This is a genomic window from Pseudomonas sp. B26(2017) (genome assembly GCF_002113045.1).
GTDB lineage: Bacteria > Pseudomonadota > Gammaproteobacteria > Pseudomonadales > Pseudomonadaceae > Aquipseudomonas.
In genome coordinates, this window is sequence record NZ_NEJJ01000023.1 from 52,968 (window position 1) to 73,193 (window position 20,226).

The 20,226-nt window shown below is 60.4% G+C and carries 25 protein-coding genes; all 25 read left to right on the forward strand.

Annotated elements, in window-relative coordinates; genetic code table 11:
• The first annotated feature begins 2 nt into the window (after positions 1-2).
• The 25 genes from CAF79_RS27155 (at position 3) to CAF79_RS27275 (ending at position 20,224) form a co-directional block, all read left to right on the forward strand.
• Positions 3-1,613 carry a phage portal protein gene (locus CAF79_RS27155; protein WP_085701145.1) on the forward strand — a complete coding sequence of 537 codons (1,611 nt, stop codon included), beginning with the start codon at positions 3-5 and terminating at the stop codon, positions 1,611-1,613.
• Between the two features lie 2 nt (positions 1,614-1,615).
• On the forward strand, positions 1,616-2,848 hold the full coding sequence (locus tag CAF79_RS27160) for a S49 family peptidase (RefSeq protein WP_085701146.1): 1,233 nt from the start codon (positions 1,616-1,618) through the stop codon (positions 2,846-2,848).
• A gap of 12 nt (positions 2,849-2,860) precedes the next feature.
• Positions 2,861-3,211, forward strand: a complete 351-nt coding sequence (locus CAF79_RS27165; RefSeq protein ID WP_085701147.1) for a head decoration protein — start codon at positions 2,861-2,863, stop codon at positions 3,209-3,211.
• Between the two features lie 13 nt (positions 3,212-3,224).
• Entirely contained in the window at positions 3,225-4,253 is a 1,029-nt protein-coding gene (locus CAF79_RS27170; protein WP_085701148.1) for a major capsid protein, read from the forward strand.
• Between the two features lies 1 nt (position 4,254).
• Complete coding sequence (locus CAF79_RS27175) at positions 4,255-4,473, forward strand: hypothetical protein (protein ID WP_085701149.1); 219 nt, start codon at positions 4,255-4,257, stop codon at positions 4,471-4,473.
• Complete coding sequence (locus CAF79_RS27180; RefSeq protein WP_085701150.1) at positions 4,473-4,787, forward strand: hypothetical protein; 315 nt, start codon at positions 4,473-4,475, stop codon at positions 4,785-4,787. The genes CAF79_RS27175 and CAF79_RS27180 overlap by 1 nt, the downstream gene beginning before the upstream one ends.
• Positions 4,784-5,440: a hypothetical protein gene (locus CAF79_RS27185; RefSeq protein ID WP_085701151.1), complete on the forward strand. Its 657-nt coding sequence runs from the start codon at positions 4,784-4,786 to the stop codon at positions 5,438-5,440. The genes CAF79_RS27180 and CAF79_RS27185 overlap by 4 nt, the downstream gene beginning before the upstream one ends.
• A gap of 1 nt (position 5,441) precedes the next feature.
• Positions 5,442-5,981 carry a hypothetical protein gene (locus CAF79_RS27190; protein ID WP_085701152.1) on the forward strand — a complete coding sequence of 180 codons (540 nt, stop codon included), beginning with the start codon at positions 5,442-5,444 and terminating at the stop codon, positions 5,979-5,981.
• Positions 5,978-6,565: a phage baseplate assembly protein V gene (locus CAF79_RS27195; RefSeq protein ID WP_085701153.1), complete on the forward strand. Its 588-nt coding sequence runs from the start codon at positions 5,978-5,980 to the stop codon at positions 6,563-6,565. Before CAF79_RS27190 ends, CAF79_RS27195 begins: the two co-directional genes overlap by 4 nt.
• Positions 6,566-6,618: 53 nt before the next feature.
• Positions 6,619-6,849: a hypothetical protein gene (locus CAF79_RS27200; RefSeq protein WP_085701154.1), complete on the forward strand. Its 231-nt coding sequence runs from the start codon at positions 6,619-6,621 to the stop codon at positions 6,847-6,849.
• A gap of 5 nt (positions 6,850-6,854) precedes the next feature.
• On the forward strand, positions 6,855-7,181 hold the full coding sequence (locus tag CAF79_RS27205; RefSeq protein WP_085701155.1) for a GPW/gp25 family protein: 327 nt from the start codon (positions 6,855-6,857) through the stop codon (positions 7,179-7,181).
• Positions 7,178-8,062, forward strand: a complete 885-nt coding sequence (locus CAF79_RS27210; RefSeq protein WP_085701156.1) for a baseplate J/gp47 family protein — start codon at positions 7,178-7,180, stop codon at positions 8,060-8,062. Before CAF79_RS27205 ends, CAF79_RS27210 begins: the two co-directional genes overlap by 4 nt.
• 1 nt (position 8,063) lies before the next feature.
• Positions 8,064-8,672, forward strand: a complete 609-nt coding sequence (locus CAF79_RS27215) for a phage tail protein I (protein ID WP_085701157.1) — start codon at positions 8,064-8,066, stop codon at positions 8,670-8,672.
• Positions 8,665-10,641 (forward strand): phage tail protein, encoded by a 1,977-nt coding sequence (locus CAF79_RS27220; RefSeq protein WP_047598898.1) that lies wholly within the window; start codon positions 8,665-8,667, stop codon positions 10,639-10,641. Before CAF79_RS27215 ends, CAF79_RS27220 begins: the two co-directional genes overlap by 8 nt.
• Before the next feature lie 2 nt (positions 10,642-10,643).
• Entirely contained in the window at positions 10,644-11,087 is a 444-nt protein-coding gene (locus CAF79_RS27225; protein ID WP_081794207.1) for a phage tail assembly chaperone, read from the forward strand.
• A gap of 104 nt (positions 11,088-11,191) precedes the next feature.
• Entirely contained in the window at positions 11,192-12,358 is a 1,167-nt protein-coding gene (locus CAF79_RS27230; RefSeq protein ID WP_085701158.1) for a phage tail sheath family protein, read from the forward strand.
• A gap of 12 nt (positions 12,359-12,370) precedes the next feature.
• Positions 12,371-12,874 (forward strand): phage major tail tube protein, encoded by a 504-nt coding sequence (locus CAF79_RS27235; RefSeq protein WP_085701159.1) that lies wholly within the window; start codon positions 12,371-12,373, stop codon positions 12,872-12,874.
• A gap of 12 nt (positions 12,875-12,886) precedes the next feature.
• Positions 12,887-13,207 (forward strand): phage tail assembly protein, encoded by a 321-nt coding sequence (locus CAF79_RS27240; protein WP_085701160.1) that lies wholly within the window; start codon positions 12,887-12,889, stop codon positions 13,205-13,207.
• A 149-nt stretch (positions 13,208-13,356) separates the two neighbouring features.
• Positions 13,357-15,981, forward strand: coding sequence for a phage tail tape measure protein (locus CAF79_RS27245; RefSeq protein WP_085701161.1), 2,625 nt, complete (start codon positions 13,357-13,359; stop codon positions 15,979-15,981).
• A 12-nt stretch (positions 15,982-15,993) separates the two neighbouring features.
• Complete coding sequence (locus CAF79_RS27250; protein WP_085701162.1) at positions 15,994-16,839, forward strand: phage tail protein; 846 nt, start codon at positions 15,994-15,996, stop codon at positions 16,837-16,839.
• Positions 16,814-17,020 (forward strand): tail protein X, encoded by a 207-nt coding sequence (locus CAF79_RS27255; protein WP_085701163.1) that lies wholly within the window; start codon positions 16,814-16,816, stop codon positions 17,018-17,020. The genes CAF79_RS27250 and CAF79_RS27255 overlap by 26 nt, the downstream gene beginning before the upstream one ends.
• A gap of 90 nt (positions 17,021-17,110) precedes the next feature.
• Positions 17,111-18,160, forward strand: coding sequence for a phage late control D family protein (locus CAF79_RS27260; protein WP_085701164.1), 1,050 nt, complete (start codon positions 17,111-17,113; stop codon positions 18,158-18,160).
• A gap of 31 nt (positions 18,161-18,191) precedes the next feature.
• Positions 18,192-18,746 carry a glycoside hydrolase family 19 protein gene (locus CAF79_RS27265; RefSeq protein ID WP_085701165.1) on the forward strand — a complete coding sequence of 185 codons (555 nt, stop codon included), beginning with the start codon at positions 18,192-18,194 and terminating at the stop codon, positions 18,744-18,746.
• Complete coding sequence (locus CAF79_RS27270; protein ID WP_085701166.1) at positions 18,737-19,279, forward strand: lysis system i-spanin subunit Rz; 543 nt, start codon at positions 18,737-18,739, stop codon at positions 19,277-19,279. Before CAF79_RS27265 ends, CAF79_RS27270 begins: the two co-directional genes overlap by 10 nt.
• 150 nt (positions 19,280-19,429) lie before the next feature.
• The gene (locus CAF79_RS27275) at positions 19,430-20,224 is read left to right on the forward strand and encodes a DNA adenine methylase (protein WP_085701167.1); all 795 of its coding nucleotides are present in this window, start codon (positions 19,430-19,432) and stop codon (positions 20,222-20,224) included.
• The last annotated feature ends 2 nt before the right edge of the window (positions 20,225-20,226 follow it).

Sequence of the window (20,226 nt, forward strand, 5' to 3'; positions counted from 1 at the left end):
CTATGGGATTTTTTCGAAAAGACCCGGCCGAGTTGCTGATGCGTGAGGCGATCAAGCTCGCCAAGTCGGCAAACGAAGCCCGACCTATCGTCGCTCAAGGCGGCGGTGGTGGTGTTGAAACTCGGTGGCGCGGTGCCTCCCGGGTGCTGCGTAGCATGGCCAGCTGGATACCCGGTCTTGGTAGCCCGCGTCGGGATCTCGATCAGAATGAGCGGCGAATGCTGGTGGCTCGTTCGCGGGATGCCATGCGCAATCACCTGATCGCCCGTGCAGCCATCACTCGCTTGCGTACCAACGTCGTTGGCACTGGACTGGTTTGCCGCGCACAGATCGACCATGACGCGCTTGGCCTCGACGAGCTGCAGGCCGATGCAATCAACGCTCAGCTTGATCGTTTGTGGTCGTTGTACGCCGATGATCCTCGAGAATGTGACGCTGAGGCGTCGCTCAACCACTACCAGCTACAGGCATTGGTGTTGATCTCGTCGATGGTAGGCGGCGATGTATTGGTGGCCAGTCCCGACGATGAGCGTCCAGGCTGTGTATTCAGTACGCGGTTGCAATTGATCGAATCGGATCGGGTGTGCAATCCGGCTGGGCAACTAGATGGAGCGTACCTAGTGGACGGTGTCGAGTTTGACCGGCTCGGCGCGCCGTTGGCCTATCACGTCTGCAGCGGCTACCAGAACGAATACACCTCCGGCCAAGCACTTAAGTGGGAACGGTTGCCGGCCTTCGGAGAGGCCACTGGCCGGCGCCGTGTGATGCACGTCATGGCGGACAAGGAGCGGCCAGGGCAAAAGCGTGGCGCGCCCTATTTGGCTCCGGTGCTGGAGCCGCTGCAGAAGTTGGAGCGCTACAGCAGTGCCGAACTGATGGCGGCGGTGATCTCGGCGATGTTCACCGTGTTCATCAAAAAGACCAATGACTTTCAGGTGGGCAATCTGCCGCTGACGGCACTGGCCAACGAAGGTGACGGCGTTGGAGGCGACACCACCGGCGATGGTGAGTTGGCCTTGGGCGAGGGCGCCATTGTCGATTTGGGCCAAGGTGAAGAGCCAGTGATCGCAAACCCAGCGCGACCCAACGCGCAATTCGATCCGTTCTTTACCGCCGTAGTTAAGGAAATTGGCGCCGCGCTCGAACAGCCAATGGAAGAGCTTTTGCTGCATTACAGCAGCAGCTATAGCGCTGCCCGCGCCGCCATGTTGCAGGCATGGCGGTTCTACAGCCTGCGTCGTTGGTGGCTGATCTGTGACTTCTGTCAGCCCAGTCGAGAGCTGTTGATTGATGAAGCGGTGGCGAGGGGGCTGATCAAATTGCCGGGCTACGCCGATCCCGCAAAACGCAAAGCGTACTGCCAAGCGATCTGGATCGGTCCGGCCCGTGGCGCTATTGATGAACTCAAGGAAGCCAACGCCGCCGGCAAGCGCATCGAAATCGGCGTCAGCAATGAAACGCTGGAAACAGCCGCAATGACCGGTGAACCGTGGCAGCAGGTGTACCGACAGCGTGTCCGCGAGGTCGAGCAACGCCGCAAGGATGGCCTGCATGTCCTGCCCAAAGGACGCGAACAGGAAACCCCACCGCCTAATAACCCCAACGAGGAATAACCATGCCCCGCGCATTTGAGCTGGCTGCATCGCAGCCTTGGCTGATGCTGCCTGGCGCCCTGGACAACCTGCTGACCATTGCAGATCGGATGGGCGATCCGGCAGCGCTGGAAACCCGTACCGGCATGCGGCTGGAAAACAGCCGCACCGTCAGTGTGCGCAATGGCGTGGCCATCATTCCAGTGGTTGGCCCAGTGTTTCGTTACGCCAATCTCTTCACTGAGATCAGCGGTGCGACGAGCACTCAGGTGTTAGCCACCGACCTGCAAACGGCGCTGGATGATCCCAAGGTCAGTGCAATCATCCTGAACATCGACAGCCCCGGCGGCGTAGCGGCTGGCATCAACGAGCTGGCCGATCAGATCCATTCGGCCCGTGATCGTAAACGCATTGTCGCCTACATCGGCGGCACTGGTGCCAGCGCGGCCTACTGGATCGCATCGGCAGCCAGCGAGATCGTTATCGACGAGACGGCCCTTGCCGGAAGTATCGGCGTGGTTGTCGAGGCTGTCGTCGGCGGTGAAGAAGCCAACGGTCGCAAGCGCTACCAGATCGTCAGTCGCAACGCGCCCAACAAGCGACTGGATCTGGCCACCGAAGAAGGTCGGGCCAAGGTCGGCGAGACGGTCGACGCCATGGGCGACGTGTTCGTGGCCAAGGTGGCCCGCAACCTGGGCGTGGATCCTGAGCGCGTTCCCGAGATGGGCGACTTCGGCGGTTTGCGCGTGGGCGCCGCCGCCGTTGAGTCCGGCTTGGCGCACCGCCTTGGCTCACTCGAAACATTGATTACAGAACTGGCCAAACCGGCCGCAACCCAACCGAGGAAATACAACATGACCACCGTCAGCAGCACGGCGGAGTTGCGTGAGGCGCTGGCCGCCGGCACGGATCCGCAAACCATCGAGATCGCTCAAGCCGGTCAACCGGATCTTGAGAGTGTTCGCACCCAAAGCCGTGAGGAGGGTGCTACCGCCGAGCGACAGCGCATCACTGGTATCAACGCCATGGCCAGCAAGGGTTTCGAGGCCGAGATCGCCGCCGCCATCGATGCCGGCACTTCGGTCGAGGCCACCGCTCTGCAGCTGTTCAAGGCGGCGCAGGATCGCGGTATTTCACTGAGTGCGATCAAGGCTGATGCCACCGGCGCATCGACATCTACTCCGACGGGCGATGCGGCTCAGGGTGAACGTAAAGCAGTTGTGAACGCCATTGTTGAAGGCGCCTCGCGCCGCTGATTGGAGATCCTCATGAGTAATCCTGAACGCCAAACCTACGTCCCCGACCAACTGTCGGCGGGCGCGTTTCCGGTGATCATCGATACCGTCGTGATTGCTTCCGGACAAAAACTCAACCGAGGCGCCGTCCTCGGTCAGGTCAAAACCAGTGGTGAGTTTGTCCTGGCCAAAGTGTCAGCAACTGATGGCTCCGAGACGCCAGTGGCAATCCTCGATCAGGCCACCGATTCGACCAAAGGCGCGCAGATCGCGCCTATCCGCCTGACCGGCGAAGTGCTGGCCAGCCAACTCACTCTCGGCGAGGGCTTCACCCTGGCGCAGGCGAAAGCCGCGCTACGTGCCCTGAGCCTGTTCGTTCGTTAATTCGGAGTTCTAAATGGATATTTTTGATACCCGCACCATGCTCGAAGCGGTTGAGCAGATGCCGACTGCGCGCCGTTTTTTGGTGAACACGTTTTTCAACGGTGGCAGCCCAGTGACGTTCCCGACCAAAACGGTCGACATCGACATTATCAAGGGCAAGCGAAAAATGGCTCCCTTTGTTCACCCGCGTCTGCCTGGCAGTGTGTCGTTGCGTGAGGGCTACACCACCAGCAACTATACCCCGCCTTACATCCAACCCAAGCGCGAAACCACTGCCGAGTTGGTACTCAAGCGTTCGGCTGGTGACAACCCGTTTTCTTCGCGTACTCCATTGGAGCGGGCAGGGCAGTTGCTCGGCAAGGATCTGCGCGACTTGGACGATGAAATCGTACGCCGTGAGGAGTGGATGTGTGCTCAAGCCCTCACCACCGGCAAAGTCCGCGTGATCGGCGAAGGAGTGGACGACACCATCGACTTCCTGATGTCCAGTGATCACAAGATCAGCCTGGGCAGCGGGCAATGGAACAGTTCTGACGGTGACCCTATTGCCAATCTGCGTGGCTGGAAACGCAAAATCGCCAAGGACTCTGGACGTACAGCTAACACCGTCGCCATGAGCGGTGAAGCACTGGATGCCTTCCAGTCGAATGCGACGGTGATGAAGCAGCTCAACACTCGCCGCGTCGATATGGGCCTGATCAAGCCTGAGGAACTGCCCGACGGTGTGACGTACCTCGGCTATCTGAATGATCCCGGCGTCGACCTTTACGGCTATGACGAGTGGTACCTGGATGACGACGAAGAAGAACAGCCGATGATTCCGGCCGGCGGCCTGATTCTCGGTTCCACCTCGACGCGCAACGCCATGTTGTATGGCGCGATCCAGGATCTGGAAGCCGTGGAAAGCGGCTTGGTTGAAGCGGCGCGCTTTCCGAAAAGCTGGGTGACCCAAGAGCCAAGCGCTCGTTGGCTGAAGCTCCAGAGTGCAGCATTGGCTGGCCTGCTCGAACCGGATGCCTTCATCTACGCCAAGGTGGTGTGACATGGCCAAGAAAGCCGAATTTCTGGTGATCGATGGTTGCGTGCAGGATGGTCGCGTCGTTGTCGTAAAGGGCGAGCCATACAGTCCGCCGAATAAAGAAATCGAGGAAGCGTTACTCGCTGAGGGGCGTATCGCCCCGCTCAAGGATCCGCGAGCACAAGAACTGCTGCGCCAACAGTCAGACGTTGCTGATGAGGACGAAGACAGCGGAGGTGAGTGATGGGCTTTCGCGAATTGAGCGATGACATGGATGCCTTTGTTCTGGATGGCTTGGGCGATATGGCAGCGGTCGGCGGTCGAGAGATCGCCGGTTTCTTTTCTGCGCCTTGGTTGCAGCCGCGCATGGGGCGAATCAACACCGCATTGCGCGAGCCGCAGTTTGAGATTCGCGTCGTCGATGCTGCAGGTGTAGAGCCGGGACAGCTGGTGGTTGTTGATCTTGCGAGACAAGACGGGGGAGGCCAGTACGACCTGGTCAAACTGGAGCCAGACGGCACCGGCTGGGTAGCATTGCTATTGAGGCCTAAAGCATGAGCGTTGGCAGTCACTTCAAGCCCTCGGCTGGCGGCGGGATGATCTCGTTGCAGACCTCGGCGGCAGACCTGAAAGCCTTTCAGGACTTTGCCGCCGTGCTGCCAAAAGCAGCCGCCAACGCCCAGCGCCGAGCCATCAACAAAACTTTGCGTTGGCTTGCCACACACATCGCCCGCGCTGTCGGCCGACAGGAACGGATTGCAGTCGCTGCTGTTCGGCAGCGGCTGCGGGCCTACCCGGTCAGCGGTGGAGCGAACAGCGGCAAATTGTGGTTCGGCCTCAACGCCATGGAGGCCAGCCGCATCGGCCGGCCTCGGCAGAGTCGCTCCGGTGTCTCGGTGGCCGGCCGGCGCTTTCAAGGTGCATTCTTCAAGAAGGTCTACGGCAACAGCGCAGACGTCTGGATTCGTACCGGCAGCAGGCACTTCAGGGCGAGCGATTATCCCGACAGCGATGTCAGCGGTGCGGTCGGCGCGAGTTCGGGCTGGATCGCCGAGCACGACAACCGCTTCCCGCTGGCCAAGGCCAAGGTGTCGTTGGAGCAGGCTCGCCCACATTTCGAGAGCTGGGTACGCAAGGCTGACGAACATCTAGTGCATGTCCTGCAGCAGGAACTCAATTTCGAAGTGCAGAAGCACTTGAAGGGGAAATGACGTGACGGATCAAGTCGACGAGCCGTTCAGTCTTGAACAGCTGTATCACGCCATCGAGCGGCGCATTCAGGAACACTTCCCGGGCCTGCAGACGGTGTCCATGTGGCCGGATGATTTGGATCGCTTACCGCTGCCAGCGGTACTGATCGAACTGGCTGAGATGGAGCCGGGTCTCGATCCGGGAACCGGTGAAACCGGCTTGGCCTGTAGGTTCGAGGCACGGGTGATCACCGATCCGATTCAGGCGGATCATCATCAACAAGCGGTGTTCCTGGCGGGCCACCTCGCCACGTTGCTGCGCATGCAGTGCTGGGGTGTTGAGGTCGAACCGGCTGAGTTCGTTCAGGCCATGCAGGACTGGACCAAACCCGAACTGGACGGCTATACCGTCTGGGTCGTGGAATGGACGCAGCAGATCTACCTCGGTGAGGCCGAATGGCCATGGCCGGATCAGCCACCGGGCACCCTGCTGTTAGGCGTTGATCCTGATGCAGGGCCAGCCAACCGGGACAAGTACGTTGCGCCGGAGAGTCTGGCATGAGTGGTGGCTATGTGAGCGCCCAGCATGACCGCATGCTCGCTGGGCTTGTGAAGGACTGCTATGTCGTGGCGGTGGATCTCGTAGCGTCACCACCGGTGTGCCGGGTGTCGGACGGTGAATGGGTCAGTGGCTGGGTACGCTGGCACAGCATCGCCGCCGGCAAGGCGCGGCACTGGCGGGCGCCGAGTCTCAACGAGCAGGGCACTCTGATCAGTGCCAGTGGCGAGGTGGCGCAGGGCACATTCATTCCTGGTCTTTATGGGAATGGCGGCGCGCCGCCGGACAACCGCGATCACGTCGAAGTCTGGCGGTTCGATGATGGAGGCTCACTGGTCTACGACTGGCAGGCCAACAGTTACACCATCACTTTGCCGAGCGGTACGGTCACCATCAAGGTCGGTTCAACCCTGGCCGAAGTCACCGACAACGCTGTCAGCGTGAAGTCGGGAACGATCTATCTGGAGGGCGCCGTGAACATCAAAGGGCCGGTCAACATCGATGGCCCGCTGCACGCTACTCAAAGCATCACCAGCGATGCCGACATTCTGGCCGCCGGCCAAAGTGACAACCACCACAAGCACTAACTCATCACTCATTCAGCCCGCCGCGTGCGGGCTTTTTCATGCCTGGAGTTCCCATGGCCAAACATCAAGATGAATCCACTGCGTCTGAGTCCACCCCCATCAGCGCTGTGCTGATGCCCATGTCCGTGACCTTTCGCGACACGCTCTACACCTCGCGCACGGTTGTCCTGCCGGACGGCCGCACTCTCGCCGTGGCGAAGAACAAGGTCACGGTCGATAGCGCCGACGATGTGGCGCTGAAAACGCTCAAAGCCCATGCCGAGTTCGAGCAACTCAAGGAGTAAACCTGATGATCGGAATGGATCGCCACACCGGGCAACCCATCTCCGGCATCGAGCATTTACGTCAGTCCGTCGGGGACATCCTCGGCACGCCATTGGTGAGTCGCCGTGAGCGCCCCGAGTACGGCAGCAAACTGCGGCGCATGGTCGACCTGCCTGTCAATGAGGGCTGGAAAAGCGCCGTGCAGGCTGAAGCCGCCCGGGCACTGGGCCGGTGGGAGCCACGTTTGAAGCTGGAACGGGTGCGTGTGCTGTCCGTGCTGGGCGGCAAAATCAACATACAAGTCAGCGGCGAATACCTCGGTGTGCGCGGCACGTTGGAGGTGTGGGTATGAGTACCCTGGTGGATCTGTCGGAGCTGCCGGCACCGGACGTGCTGGAACCGCTGGATTTTGAAGAAGTGTATGGCGAGGCACTCGACGTGTTTCGCGGCCACATGGGTGGGAACTGGACGGCCTCTCTGGAAAGTGATCCGGTGACCAAGCTGTTGGAGGTCGCCAGCTACATCAAGCTCGGCAACCGGGCACGGGTCAACGACGCGGCCAAATCGCAACTCCTGGCCTATGCGACGGGCGCCGATCTGGAGCACCTTGCGGCTAACGTCAATCTCAAGCGCCTGGTGATTCAACCTGCCGATCCGCTGGCGGTACCACCGGTCGAGGCGGTGATGGAATCACACGACGCTCTGCGCGAGCGCGTGCAATTGGCCTATGAGGGACTGACCACGGCAGGGCCGCGTAACAGTTACATACTGCATGCGCGCAATGCTTCAGCGCTGGTGGCAGATGCAACGGCTGAAAGCCCGTCACCGGCCTGTGTGGATGTCACGGTGTTGGGCCTTGAAGGTGACGGCACGGCCAGTCCTGAACTGTTGAAGCTGGTCGCCACGGCGGTGAATGACGACGACGTGCGCCCGGTGGGTGATCGCGTCACGGTGCGCGGCGCGCAGATCCTGCGCTACCGCGTCGACGCCGTGCTGCACATGAAAGGTGCTGGCCCGGAGAACGACGCCGCGCTTACCGAGGCGATCAAGCGGCTTGAGGCCTGGATCAATCCACGCCGCCGGTTGGGCGTCGAAGTGGCGCGTTCTGGCGTCGATGCGCAGCTGCACGTTGCCGGCGTGGCCCGCGTGGAGCTGACGGACTGGCTGGATCTCAAACCGACCAAGGCGCAGGCGGCGTACTGCACCGGTTATTCCGTCGTGCTGGGAGGTTGATATGCGCAGTCTCTTGCCGCTCAACAGCACTCCCCTGGAACGGGGTATCGAGGCAACGTTCGCCGAAACCACGCTGATTCCGTTGCGCACCTTGTACAACCCCGACACCTGCCCGGTACACCTGCTACCGCATCTGGCCTGGGCCTGGTCGGTCGACCGCTGGGACCCTTCGTGGTCGGAGTCGGTCAAGCGTGCCGCCATCAAGGCGTCGTTCTTCATCCACAAGCACAAGGGCACCATCGGCGCCTTGCGTCGAGTGGTTGAGCCGCTGGGCTACCTGATCGAGATCGTCGAATGGTTCAACACCGTGCCGCAGGGCGTGCCGGGCACCTTCGCGCTGAAGGTGGGGGTGCTGGACACCGGCATCACCGAGGAAATGTATCTCGAACTTGAACGCTTAATCGACGACGCCAAGCCCGTCAGCCGACAACTTACCGGCTTGGCCATCAGCCTGGAAACCCAAGGCAATTTAGACATTGCCGTGTCCCTCTACGACGGCGATGAAATCGACGTTTACCCGCCCGTCATGCGTGACATTGAGGTCACCGGCAGCATTAGCGTGGTCGGCCGCGAACACACCATAGACACTCTGGACGTTTATCATGATTGATGCGAATTCGCAGTTTTTCGCGATCCTCACGAACGTGGGGATGGCCAAACAGGCGAACGCCGACGCGCTCGGCGTTGCCTGGAGAATCACCGAAATGGGGGTGGGCGATGCCAACCCGGGAGGGTTGGCCGACCCGCCCAACCCAGTGCCGGCGGCCACTCAGACCAAGCTGCTCAGCGAGTGGCGCCGCAAGCCGTTGAATCAGCTTCGCGTTGACCCGGTCAACCCGGCGGTGATCATCGCGGAGCAAATCATTCCGGCCGATGAGGGCGGTAAATGGATTCGCGAAATCGGCCTTTACGACGCGGACGGGGATCTGGTGGCGGTGGCCAACTGTGCGCCGAGCTTCAAGCCGCTGCTGTCGCAAGGCTCCGGCCGCACGCAAGTGGTGCGGATGAATTTTGTGGTATCCAGTACTGGGAACATCACCCTCAAGATCGACCCGGCGGTGGTGCTGGCGACGCGTGAATACGTCGATTCGCGCATTCTGGACGAGCTTAGCAAGCTCGACATCAAGCAGTCGGTGCGCGCTGCTACCACCGCCAACATCAGTCTGGTCGGTCTGCAGACGATTGACGGTGTAGCGCTCGCGGTCGGTGATCGGGTGCTGGTAAAAAATCAGGCGGCCGCCAAGGATAACGGGCCATATGTCGTGGCCGTGGGTTCTTGGGTGCGGGCCAAGGATGCCGATAGCAATGCCAAGATAACGCCCAACCTGACAGTGGCGGTAGAAGCCGGCTCGACGCAGGCTGATACGATTTGGCAACTGGTGACAGATGCCCCGATTGTTGTAGGAACTACTGCGCTGACGTTCAAGGACATTACAGACGGGTTTGCCCGGTTGTTTTCGCCGAGTTTCGCTGGCAACCCGACAGCCCCGACGCCGGCGCTGTTCGATAACAGTAAGTCGCTTGCGACGACCGAGTTTGCCCAGCGAGCGCAGGGGAGTTATGCGGATCTGGTGACCTATCCCGGGAGCGTTGATTTGTCGCCGGCTGATGTTGGGCGCTTGGTCGCGCCCGGCGGGTCGGGTTCGACTGTCACCCTGCCGGATGCGAGCGCTGTTCCTCAGGGGGCTGTCGTAACGGTTCTCGCGGGCTTGAATGGTGCGACCTTCAAGGCGAAGGCCGGGCAGTCTCTGATTGCGATCAACGGCGCGTTGGGGCCGTTTACTCAGCCTCAATCGACAATCTCGGCCTTCCGGCGCTTGAATAACGGTCAAGGCTGGGCGCTGGAAGGGGGCGATGGCGCGCTGAAGTATTCGCCGATTTTGCGGGGGGCGCATTGGGAGACGCAGCCGCAATTCGATAACGGCAAGTCATTGGCGACTACTGAGTTTGTGCAGCGGGCAATGGGTAATTTCTCTGGGCGTTTCGATATTGCAGCGCTGCCGGCGACATTGAGTGTCGCGGCTGCTGGCCAGCGTATTGTGCTTTCTGCATCGGGGACATTGACCCTGCCGCCTGTTAGTTCTGTACCCACCGGCACCAATTTTTTCCTGTTCAACACGACGCCGGGTGTGGTCAACATTGTCCGGCAGGGTACAGACGTTATTTCCGCGCTGTCTGTTAGTTCCATGACCTCTGTGCCCCTTCAGTCCCTGTCCACCATCGTGATCACCGCAGGCAATGGGCAGTGGGTTGTTGAGAACGGTATGTCCGCTTTGAAATATGCGCCTGAGTTCGGCAGCTCTTTTGGGAATAGTGGTTACCAACGATTGCCATCCGGTGCGATTGAGCAATGGGGTACAGGCGTAACGGACGCGAACGGTTACGTCTACGTGACTTTCCCTATTCCGTTCCCTAACGCGCCGCGCAACATCACGCTCACGCACGTCGGGTCAATGTGTTTGATGCACGCGCTCATGGGGGCGGGACTGGGTGCGTCCGGCTGTACGTTGCGCGTGCAAAATGCGGCGGGTACTGCCCAGGCGCTCTGGTCGGTTCAATGGCGAGCAGTAGGAAATTGATGATGAGCAAAACCGTGTTTTTCAGTCCGTCCGTGTGCGGGGCTTATCGCGCAGAGATTCATGGCGCGAACATGCCGCCGGACGTTGTCGAGGTGTCGGAAAGTGTTTGGCAGTCGCTGCTGGACGAGTTGGCGGTTAGCCCTAAAAAAATGTCCTCTCGGCCCAACGGTCAGCCAGTGCTGATTGATCCGCCGCCGCTTGATGCTGAGGAACTGGCGGCGGGTGAGCGCGCCTGGCGCGATGCGCAGTTGGCTTTGACCGATCCGTTGGTCTCCCGGCACCGCGACGAGATCGAGGAGGGCGGTGTGACCTCGATCACCGCTGAGCAGTACGCAGAGCTGCAGGCTTACCGCCGCCAGTTGCGCGACTGGCCGCAAGGTTCGCAATTCCCATTCGCCGAGCATCGACCGATTGCGCCGCAGTGGTTGACCGAGCCGCCTCAATAAACGCCCCGCACTGACGGGGCGTTTTCTTTTCCGTTACGCGTAACACGAACCCCCTTCACAGCCTCGCTTATGCGGGGCTTTTTCGTTTTTGGAGAACGAGCCTTATGAGTTTCTTTCACGGCGTCACGACCACCTCGGTCGATACCGGCGCACGCACTATCTCGCTGCCGTCCTCGTCGATCATCGGCCTGTGCGACACCTTCAGCCCTGGCTTGGTGGGTGGCGGTACGGCCAAGGCCGGCGAACTCAAGCTGATCACCACCGAACGTGAAGCCATTGCAGCGTTCGGCGCCGATTCAGCGATCACCAAGGCCTGCAAGGCGATTTACGCCAAGGCCAAGGCGGTGATCGTCGCCATCGGTGTGCCGAAGATGGACGACCCGGCGCTGCAGACCTCGGCCATCATTGGCGGTGTTTTGGAGTCCGGTCAACGTACTGGCCTGCAGGCGTTGCTCGATGGCAAGAGTCTGTTCAACGCACAGCCGCGATTGCTGATCGCCCCCGGCCATTCGGCTACGCAAGCGGTGGCCACGGCCATGGATAGCCTGGCGCAGAAGCTACGGGCTATTGGGATCATCGACGGGCCATGCACCACCGATGAGGCCGCCATGGCCTACGCGAAAAACTTTGGCAGTCGCAACCTGTTCATGGTCGACCCCGGTGTGCAATTCTGGGACACCGGTGAAAGCAAGACGGTGGACGCGCCTGGTTCTGCCTGGACTGCCGGCCTGTTTGCCTGGACGGATGCGACCTACGGCTTCTGGGCTTCGCCGTCGAACAAGGAGTTTACCGGCATCACCGGTACCACCCGTGCGGTGGAGTACCTGGACGGTGACGAGACCTGCCGAGCCAACCTGCTCAACAACGCGAACATCACCACGATCATTCGTGACGATGGTTTCCGTCTCTGGGGCAACCGCACGCTGTCGAGCGACCCGAAATGGGCGTTCGTCACCCGCGTGCGCACGTTGTTCATCCTCATGGATGCCGTACAGGCCGGCCATAAATGGGCGGTCGACCGCTCGATCACCAAGACCTACGTCAAGGACGTCACCGACGGCCTGGAAGCGTTCATGCGCGACCTGAAAAACCAAGGCGCGGTGATCAACTTCGAGGTGTTCCCGGATCACGAATTGAACACGGCCAGCCAGATCGAGCAGGGCAAGGTGTACTGGCGGATCCGCTTCACCGACGTACCGCCGGCTGAAAACCCGAACTTCCTTTTCGAGGTCACCAACGAGTGGATGACCGAAGTGCTTGAAGCTGCCTAAGGAGGCACCCTGATGATTCCTGAAGTTCTCTCTAACTGCGCCGGGTTTATCGACGGCGTCAGTTTTGCCGGTGAAATGCCGAGCCTCACCTTGCCCAAGGTGGTCCTGAAAACCGAAGCCTACCGAGGCGGCGGCATGGCCGGCGAGGTCGAGATCTCGACCGGCGTGGAAAAGCTTGAAGCCGGTTTCACCACCAACGGTGTTCGTCGCGAAGCGCTGAAGTTTTTCGGCCTGTCTGATCGCACCGCCTGCAGCGCGGTGTTCCGAGGCTCATTTAAAGGCCTGAAGGGTAAGGTCACCCCAGTCATCGTCACCATGCGTGGCGGTATAAAGGAAGTCGACATGGGCGACTGGAAGCCCGGCGACAAGGCCGAGACCAAACACAACATGGCACTGACCTACTACAAACTCGAAGTTGCCGGTCGGGTGGTTTACGAGATCGACATGCTGGGGATGGTCCTGGTCGTCGACGGCGTCGACCAGCTCGCTGACGAACGTTCGGCCCTCGGCCTTTAAGGACACGATGAAATGACGCAAACGAATCAAGCCACTCAAGAAAAACCACTGCCAAGCTGGCTGCAACTGACCGAGGAAGGCTTTCGCATCTCACTGCGACACCCAACCGAACTGTCGGGTGTGCTGGTCGACACGCTGACCATCCGTGCGCCGTGCGTGCGAGACATTCGAGCCGCGCAAGCGACCTGCAACGGCGATGAAGAAAAGCGCGAAATGTCGCTGTTTTCTTCGCTGACTCAGACCCCGGAACAGGATCTGATGGCCCTCAAGCTGGTCGACTACATGCGCCTGCAAAAAGGCTATTTTCGTCTGGTCCAAGACGACGAGGTTTGATGGACCAACGTTGAAAGGGCTGGCCAAGCGGCTGGCCAAGGAGACCGGTTTCTCGGCTGTCGAGATCATGGCCATGCCCTTCAACGACATCGTGTGGTGGCTCACGGACTGAGCCATTTCCAATCATCCTCGACCCCAGGGACACGCACATGGCGAAGAACCTCGCACTCGGCTTTGTCATCGGCGGCGCCGTCGATCCGACGGTGGGCAAAGCGTTCAAGGACGTCGAAAGCAAGATCAAGCACCTGGACACGGTCGGCAGTAAAGCCCGGGTGCTGCAGAACACCATCGGCGACACCATGCGTCTGCGTGAGGAATGGCGCAAGGCGCACGCAACTGGCGCCGCCGGTGCCGACAAGCTGTTGTCCAAATACGAAAAGAACCTCGACCTTCTCAAGAAACAGGGCGTCGAGGTCGGACGGCTGAGTAAGGCCTACGCCACGATGGGTCGCGTTGCGGCCGGCGCTGAACTCAAGGCGCTCGGCCATCGGCAACTGGACGAAGGTCGGCAGGGGATGAAAACCACCCTCGGCCAGGCCGGTGCACTTACTGCTGCCGTAGCGATTCCTACCAAGGTCAGCGCGGATTACGGCGCGATCATTCGTGACATCGCGATCAAGGCCAATATTGCCAACACACCAGAAGAAACGCATCTCTCCAAAACCGTGATCGACACATCGCGGGATACTGGCATGGCGCGCAATCAGGTGGCCGAGGTAGTCAACGCCCTGGTCGGCGCCGGTATGGAGTTGGACAAGGCGCTGTCCTATGCACCGACCGCAGCCAAATTCGCGGTGGGCCAAGGATCGGAAGGCACTGAAACTGCGAAGATGATCAACGCTTTGGGGCAGAACGCCAAGATCACTGACCCCAAGGTAATGCAGCAGGCGCTGGAGGCCATTGCTTACCAGGGCCAGGCGGGCAGTTTTGAAGCGGTCGACATGGCCAAGTGGTTTCCTGAGTTACTGGCCGGTATGGGCAAACTGGGTATCACCGGCATGGATTCGGTGACGCAGCTGGGCGCGATGCTGCAGGTGCAAATGAAAACGGCCGGTGGGTCGGACGAGGCGGCGAACAACCTCAAAAACTGGATGGAGAAAATAGGCTCGGGTGAAACGGTCAAGGCCTACCAGAAGGCCGGGATCGACTATAAGGGGTCGATGCAGACGGGTTTGCAGAATGGCAAATCCACACTGGAATCCAGTTTTGCGCTGGCCCAGAAGTACATTGAAGCGACCGATCCGAAGCGGGCGGCCGAGATGGCCAAGGCCACAGCGGCGATCAGTAAAGAGGCTGATCCCGAGAAAGCCAAAGCTATGATGAAGTCGCTGGAGGAGGCTTTGCGTACCGGTGACCTGTTCGCTGATATGCAGGTCAAGGCCGCTTTGACAGCGTACATGCAGAACAAGGATCTGTATGAGCAGTTGAAGAAAGACTCGGCCAATGCCACCGGGATCCTCGACAAGAACCTGGCGGAGCGCCGGCAAACGTCTGCGCAAAAGTGGTCCGAGATGGCCCAGAGCATGGATGATGCCATGCGCAGCATCGGTGATGCGATTCGCCCGGTCACTGATGCGGTGGCGGATGGGATCACGAATGTCAGCCGTCAGCTCGCGGGACTGTCCGATGAGTCACCGCGTTTGGTGACGGCTATCGGTACCGCTGTGGCGGGCATGATCGCGCTCAAGGGGGCCGTCAGCGCATTCAAGATGGGTAAGGGCCTGATGAATATCGGGCGCGGCACCTTGATGGGCAACCCGAACATTCCGCAAAAGGTCATCGTCACCAACCTTTCGGCCATGGGCGGCGGACTGGATGCCGGCGACTTCGATACCGGTCGTGATGGGAAAAAAGGAAAGGGCGGAAAAGGCGGTAAGGGCGGCGGCAAAGAGGGTATCACTCGTGGAGGCGGGGGTGGTCCTAGCGTTGGCTCTGTGGTGAAAGGAACCGCCGTGGTCGCCATCGCTGAAGCGGGATACAAGGCATGGGATACCTATCAGAACGCCGAAACTCAAGATGAAAAAGCTGAGGGTTACGGGCAAGCGGCGGGTGGATTGGCCGGCACACTGGCCGGCGCTGCAGCGGGGGCCGCTATCGGATCGGCCATCCCCATCATTGGCACCATGGTCGGCGGATTGATTGGTGGCTATCTCGGTTACATGGGCGGCGACGCACTCGGCGGCTTTGCGGGCAAAGAGCTATTCGGAACCCCTGACGCGCTCAAGAAAGTGCCGGATGCCGGGCCGCTGATGATGGTCAATGCCGGGCAGAACATCCCGCCGGTGATGGGCGATATCGCCCGTTCATTTGCGCCGGTACCGGTCGTCAAAAACATGGTCCAGCCGCAACCGAAAATGTTGCCTCTACTGACCGGAGCTGCGCCCGTTCCTCAATCGACTCTCGACAGTCCCAAGCCGCTACTGGCGCCAACGCAAGCGCTGCCGGCGCAGGTTCCAACGCCGCCTGTTTCCAAGCCACTGTTGCCTGAACGGGAGTCGACTGCAACAGCAATGGGGGATGTCACGCGTGCATTAAATCAGCCGGCATCCCCAGCGGTACCGACGATGCTCGCACCGCCTGCAGCTGCGAAACCTCAGTCAACCAAGGTCGAGCAGCGGTTCGATATTCAGGCGCCTCTGCATGTCACCGTACAGGGCGACGTGAAGGATCCGGCGCAACTGGCGCGAGAGCTTCAACCCTACATCGATCAGCAGTGGCGTCAGTCCACGCAGCAGTTGCAAAACCGCTCGCTGTTCGACGAACCGCATGTGTAACAAGGAGGGCCGATGGCCTACATGGAACAGCTGCAGTCGGGACTGAAAAATCTGGCGGCAGCAGGAGAGAGTGGCCGGCGCAGCCTCGACGGCATGATGGGGCCAGTCAACGGTGCCATCAGCGAGATCAGCGGCGCGGCCTCGGAGCTTGAGGGAATTCCCTTTGTCGGTCCGGCGATGGGGGCAAAGCTGCAGCGCGTTATGCGCGGCGTCAATGCCGCTCAGGCCAAGGTCGGCCAGGTGGTGGCCACGTACAACAAAGCCACGCGTGCTGTATCGCAGATCGATGAACGCATGGGTGAGCTGAAGGAACAGGCCGCCCGGGCGTCCACCGCAATCAACAAAGTCGCCGGCAAGGTCAGCCCGTCGCTGGCCAACATCGTGCCGACCGGTTCGCTGGGTGGTGATGCCACCCCATTGCCGGAAGCGGTGAAGCCGTTCCCGCATCTGCTGATCGTGCAACCACAGGATCCGCAGGCGCAGCCCTACTACTTCAATCTGGACACCGCAGCCTTTGATGAACTGCGGCGCTCGACTGAGTTTAGATGGGCCTCGCAGGAGCGACTCACCCGTCGGCCGGCACAGCAAGCGGTCGGTATCGGTGAGGAAAAGATCACGCTCAAGGGTGCGATCTTTCCCGGCTTCAAAGGCGGGATCAAACAACTGGACACCCTGCGCAGCCTCGGTGCCCAACTCAAGCCGCTGACCTTGACCACCGGCTATGGCGACGTGCTTGGCACCTGGTGCCTGAAAAGCGTGGAAGAAGAACAGAGCGCGCTGCTGCAGGGCGGGATCCCGCGCAAGCAGGCGTTTACATTGGAGTTTGTGCGTTATGGCGACGACCTGCAGAACGTTTGACGGGGATCTGCTGGACACCCTGTGCTACCACGCTTATGGGCATCTTGAGGGCACGGTCGAGGCGGTGCTTGATGCCAATCAGGGGCTGGCCGATGAGCCGCAACCGTATCGCGCCGGCATCGTGATCGAACTGCCGGATCTGCCTGGTCCCATTGAAGAAGGCCTGGCACTGTGGAATTGATGGTCTACAGTCATAGCGTAGCCTTTGTTGTACCTGCAGCTACAAACCTTCAAAACCCGCCTCGTGCGGGTTTTTTTATGGAAAAAATAAATGACTCCTGCCTTTCGTATCGTCGCCGACGGCGCCGACATCACGCAGCGGATCAACGACCGACTGCTGCAACTCAAAACGACTGACAAACCCGGCATGGAATCCGATGAGTTCGAGCTGCGCATCGACGACCGTGACGGCGCGGTGGTGCTGCCTCCCCGCGGTGCCAGCATCGAGATCTTCTTGGGCTATGTTGAAACGTCGCTGACCCGTACTGGCCGCTATGTCGTCGACGAGATCGAGTTATCCGGTCCACCAGACACTCTTGTGATTACCGGTAAGGCCAGCGACATGCGCGGCAGTGGTAAGACGATCCGCAGCGGTAGTTGGGAAAACGTACCGTTGTCACGAATTGTGGCCGACGTCGCCGCACGCAATGGCTGGCAACCGGTGTGCCCGGTGCAAACCAAGGTGCCGCGTGCCGATCAGCTCAATGAATCGGATTTCAACTTCATCACCCGTCTGGCCAAGCATTATGACTGCACGGCCAAGGTCGCCGACGGAAAGCTTCTGGTGATGTCACGTCAGGGCGGGCAGAGCGCCTCGGGCAAGTCCTTCGGCGTCGTGCTGATCCAGCGTCGCGACGTCAGTCGCTTTCAGTTTCGGCTCGGTGATCGCAACACGCACAAGGCGGTATCGACCAAGCATCAGGACAAGAAAACCGGAAAGCTCGCCGTGGTGACTCTGGACAACGACGAATCGCCGGACGGATTGCCACCAGTGCACAGCGACCGCCACATATACCCGAACAAGTCCGCCGCCGAAGCCGCCGCCAAGGCACGTCTCACCGCGTTTAACCGTTCCACGGCCGGCGTCCGGCTGGAGATGGCAGGGCGCACCGACTTATTCGCCGAGCGCTCGATCAATGCCCAGGGTTTCAAGGTCGGTCTCGATGGCGAGTACTTGGTCGACTCGGTGGAGCAAGTGTTCACCCAGGCCGGCTGGAGTACGACAGTCGAGTGCAATGGCGGCAAGAAGGGTAAAGCCAAAGCCAAGGGCAAGAAGAAAAAAGCGGCGAAGGATCTGAAGGTCGTTCAGCTCAAGCAATAGCGCCGCATTCTCACAACTCAAGGAGACATCGATGTCACTGACCGAACAGCAACTGCAATCCATCATGCCCAACGCCCGCCGCCAAGCGGGCGTTTTTGTATCTGCTCTCAACGCAGCCATGGCCCATCGGCAGATCAACACACCGAAACGGCAAGCCGCGTTCCTGGCGCAAGTCGGTCACGAGTCGGGTCAGCTGCAGTACGTCCGGGAACTGGGCGGCGACCAGTACCTGAGCAAATACGACACCGGCACCCTGGCTGCGAAACTGGGTAACACCCCGGCAGCGGATGGTGATGGCCAGCGTTATCGCGGTCGGGGTCTGATCCAGGTCACCGGCCACGACAATTACCTGCGCTGCAGCTTGGCGCTGTTCGGTGACGAGCGATTGCTGCGCACGCCTGAGCTGCTGGAACTCCCACAGTGGGCCGCCGAGTCGGCTGCGTGGTTCTGGTCAGTGAATGGGCTGAACGCGCTGGCCGATCAAAACGAATTCAACGCGATAACCCGCAGGATCAACGGCGGCCTCAATGGCCTGCAGAATCGGCTGGAGTTGTGGGGGCGGGCGAGGGCGGTTTTATGCGTCTAGGTGAACTGATCCCGGCGCCGTATCGGCTCCTGGCCAAAGGCTTGGTGCTGGTCGTCTTGGCCGGTGGTTCTGCGTCCATTACCTGGCAAGTGCAGGATTGGCGCTACGGCAAACAGCTCGCCGAACAGGGCCGCCTCCACACCGAAACCCTCAATCAACTGGCCCTAGCCTCGGCCGCGCAGCAGCGTGACGAACAAGACAAGCGCCTCGCGCTCGAGCAGCGCCTGGCAACCAGTGAACAAACCCATTACCGAGCCTTGAGCGATGTCCAACGTGATCAAGGTCGCCTGCGCGACCGCCTTGCCACTGCTGATCTGCGCCTGTCAGTCCTACTCGACGCCACCAGCGGCGCCGGCAACGGATCGGTGTCAGCCGCCACCGCCACCGGCGGCGTGGTTCATGGCCCCACAAGAGCCGAACTTGACCCAGCGCATGCTCAACGAATTATCGCCGTCACCGATGACGGCGACCGGGGGCTGATTGCCCTCGCAGCCTGTCAGGCATACGCCAAAGAAGTCTCAACACCGAAGTGAAAAAGAGCGGCCGGTCCGGATGCGTCAACATCCGGATCGACCGCCGTCCCTGCAGATGGTCCCTGCAAGTCCAGCCAGGGCTCTTGCTCCGTGCACAAAGCGCGGCGAGCCTAGCACCTGTTTATCCATACAGTAAAGGTCTTGCTTTCAATGTCTACACCTATCATTCCTTGGATGGGCGGCAAACGCCGCCTGGCCGACCGCCTCCTTCCGCTTTTTCCGCCACACGAATGCTACGTCGAAGTCTTTGCCGGCGGTGCCGCGCTGTACTTCATGAAGCCCCAGCCATCACCCGTCGAAGTCCTCAACGACATCAACGGCGACTTGGTCACGCTTTATCGCGTCGTGCAGAACCACCTCGAAGAATTCGTGCGCCAGTTCAAATGGGCGCTCAGTTCGCGGCAGGTGTTCGAATGGCAGAAGATGACCCGCCCTGAAACCCTCACCGACATCCAGCGCGCCGCCCGATTCTTCTACCTGCAGCACCATGCCTTCGCCGGCAAGGTCTCAGGGCAGACGTTCGGCACGGCGACCACTGCCCCGGCCATCAATCTGCTACGCATCGAGGAAAACCTCTCGGCCGCGTGGCAGCGCCTGTCCGGCACCTACGTCGAAAACCTCCCTTGGCTTGAATGCGCAGAACGCTACGACCGTGCCCACACCTTCCATTACATGGACCCGCCTTACTGGCAGACCGCCGGCTATGGCGTGGACTTTCCGTTCGAAAACTACGAGCGAATGGCAGACTTCATGCGCCGCTGCAAAGGCAGAGTGATGGTCAGCATCAACGATCATCCCGACATCCGCCGCGTGTTCGACGGCTTCCACTTCGAGACTCTGGACATCCGCTATACCACAGCCAATCAACGGCAGGGGAAGGCCGAGGTCAGTGGCGAACTGGTGATCTTCAACTGGGAGCCGGCTGCGCTTGGAGGCCTTTTTTAACC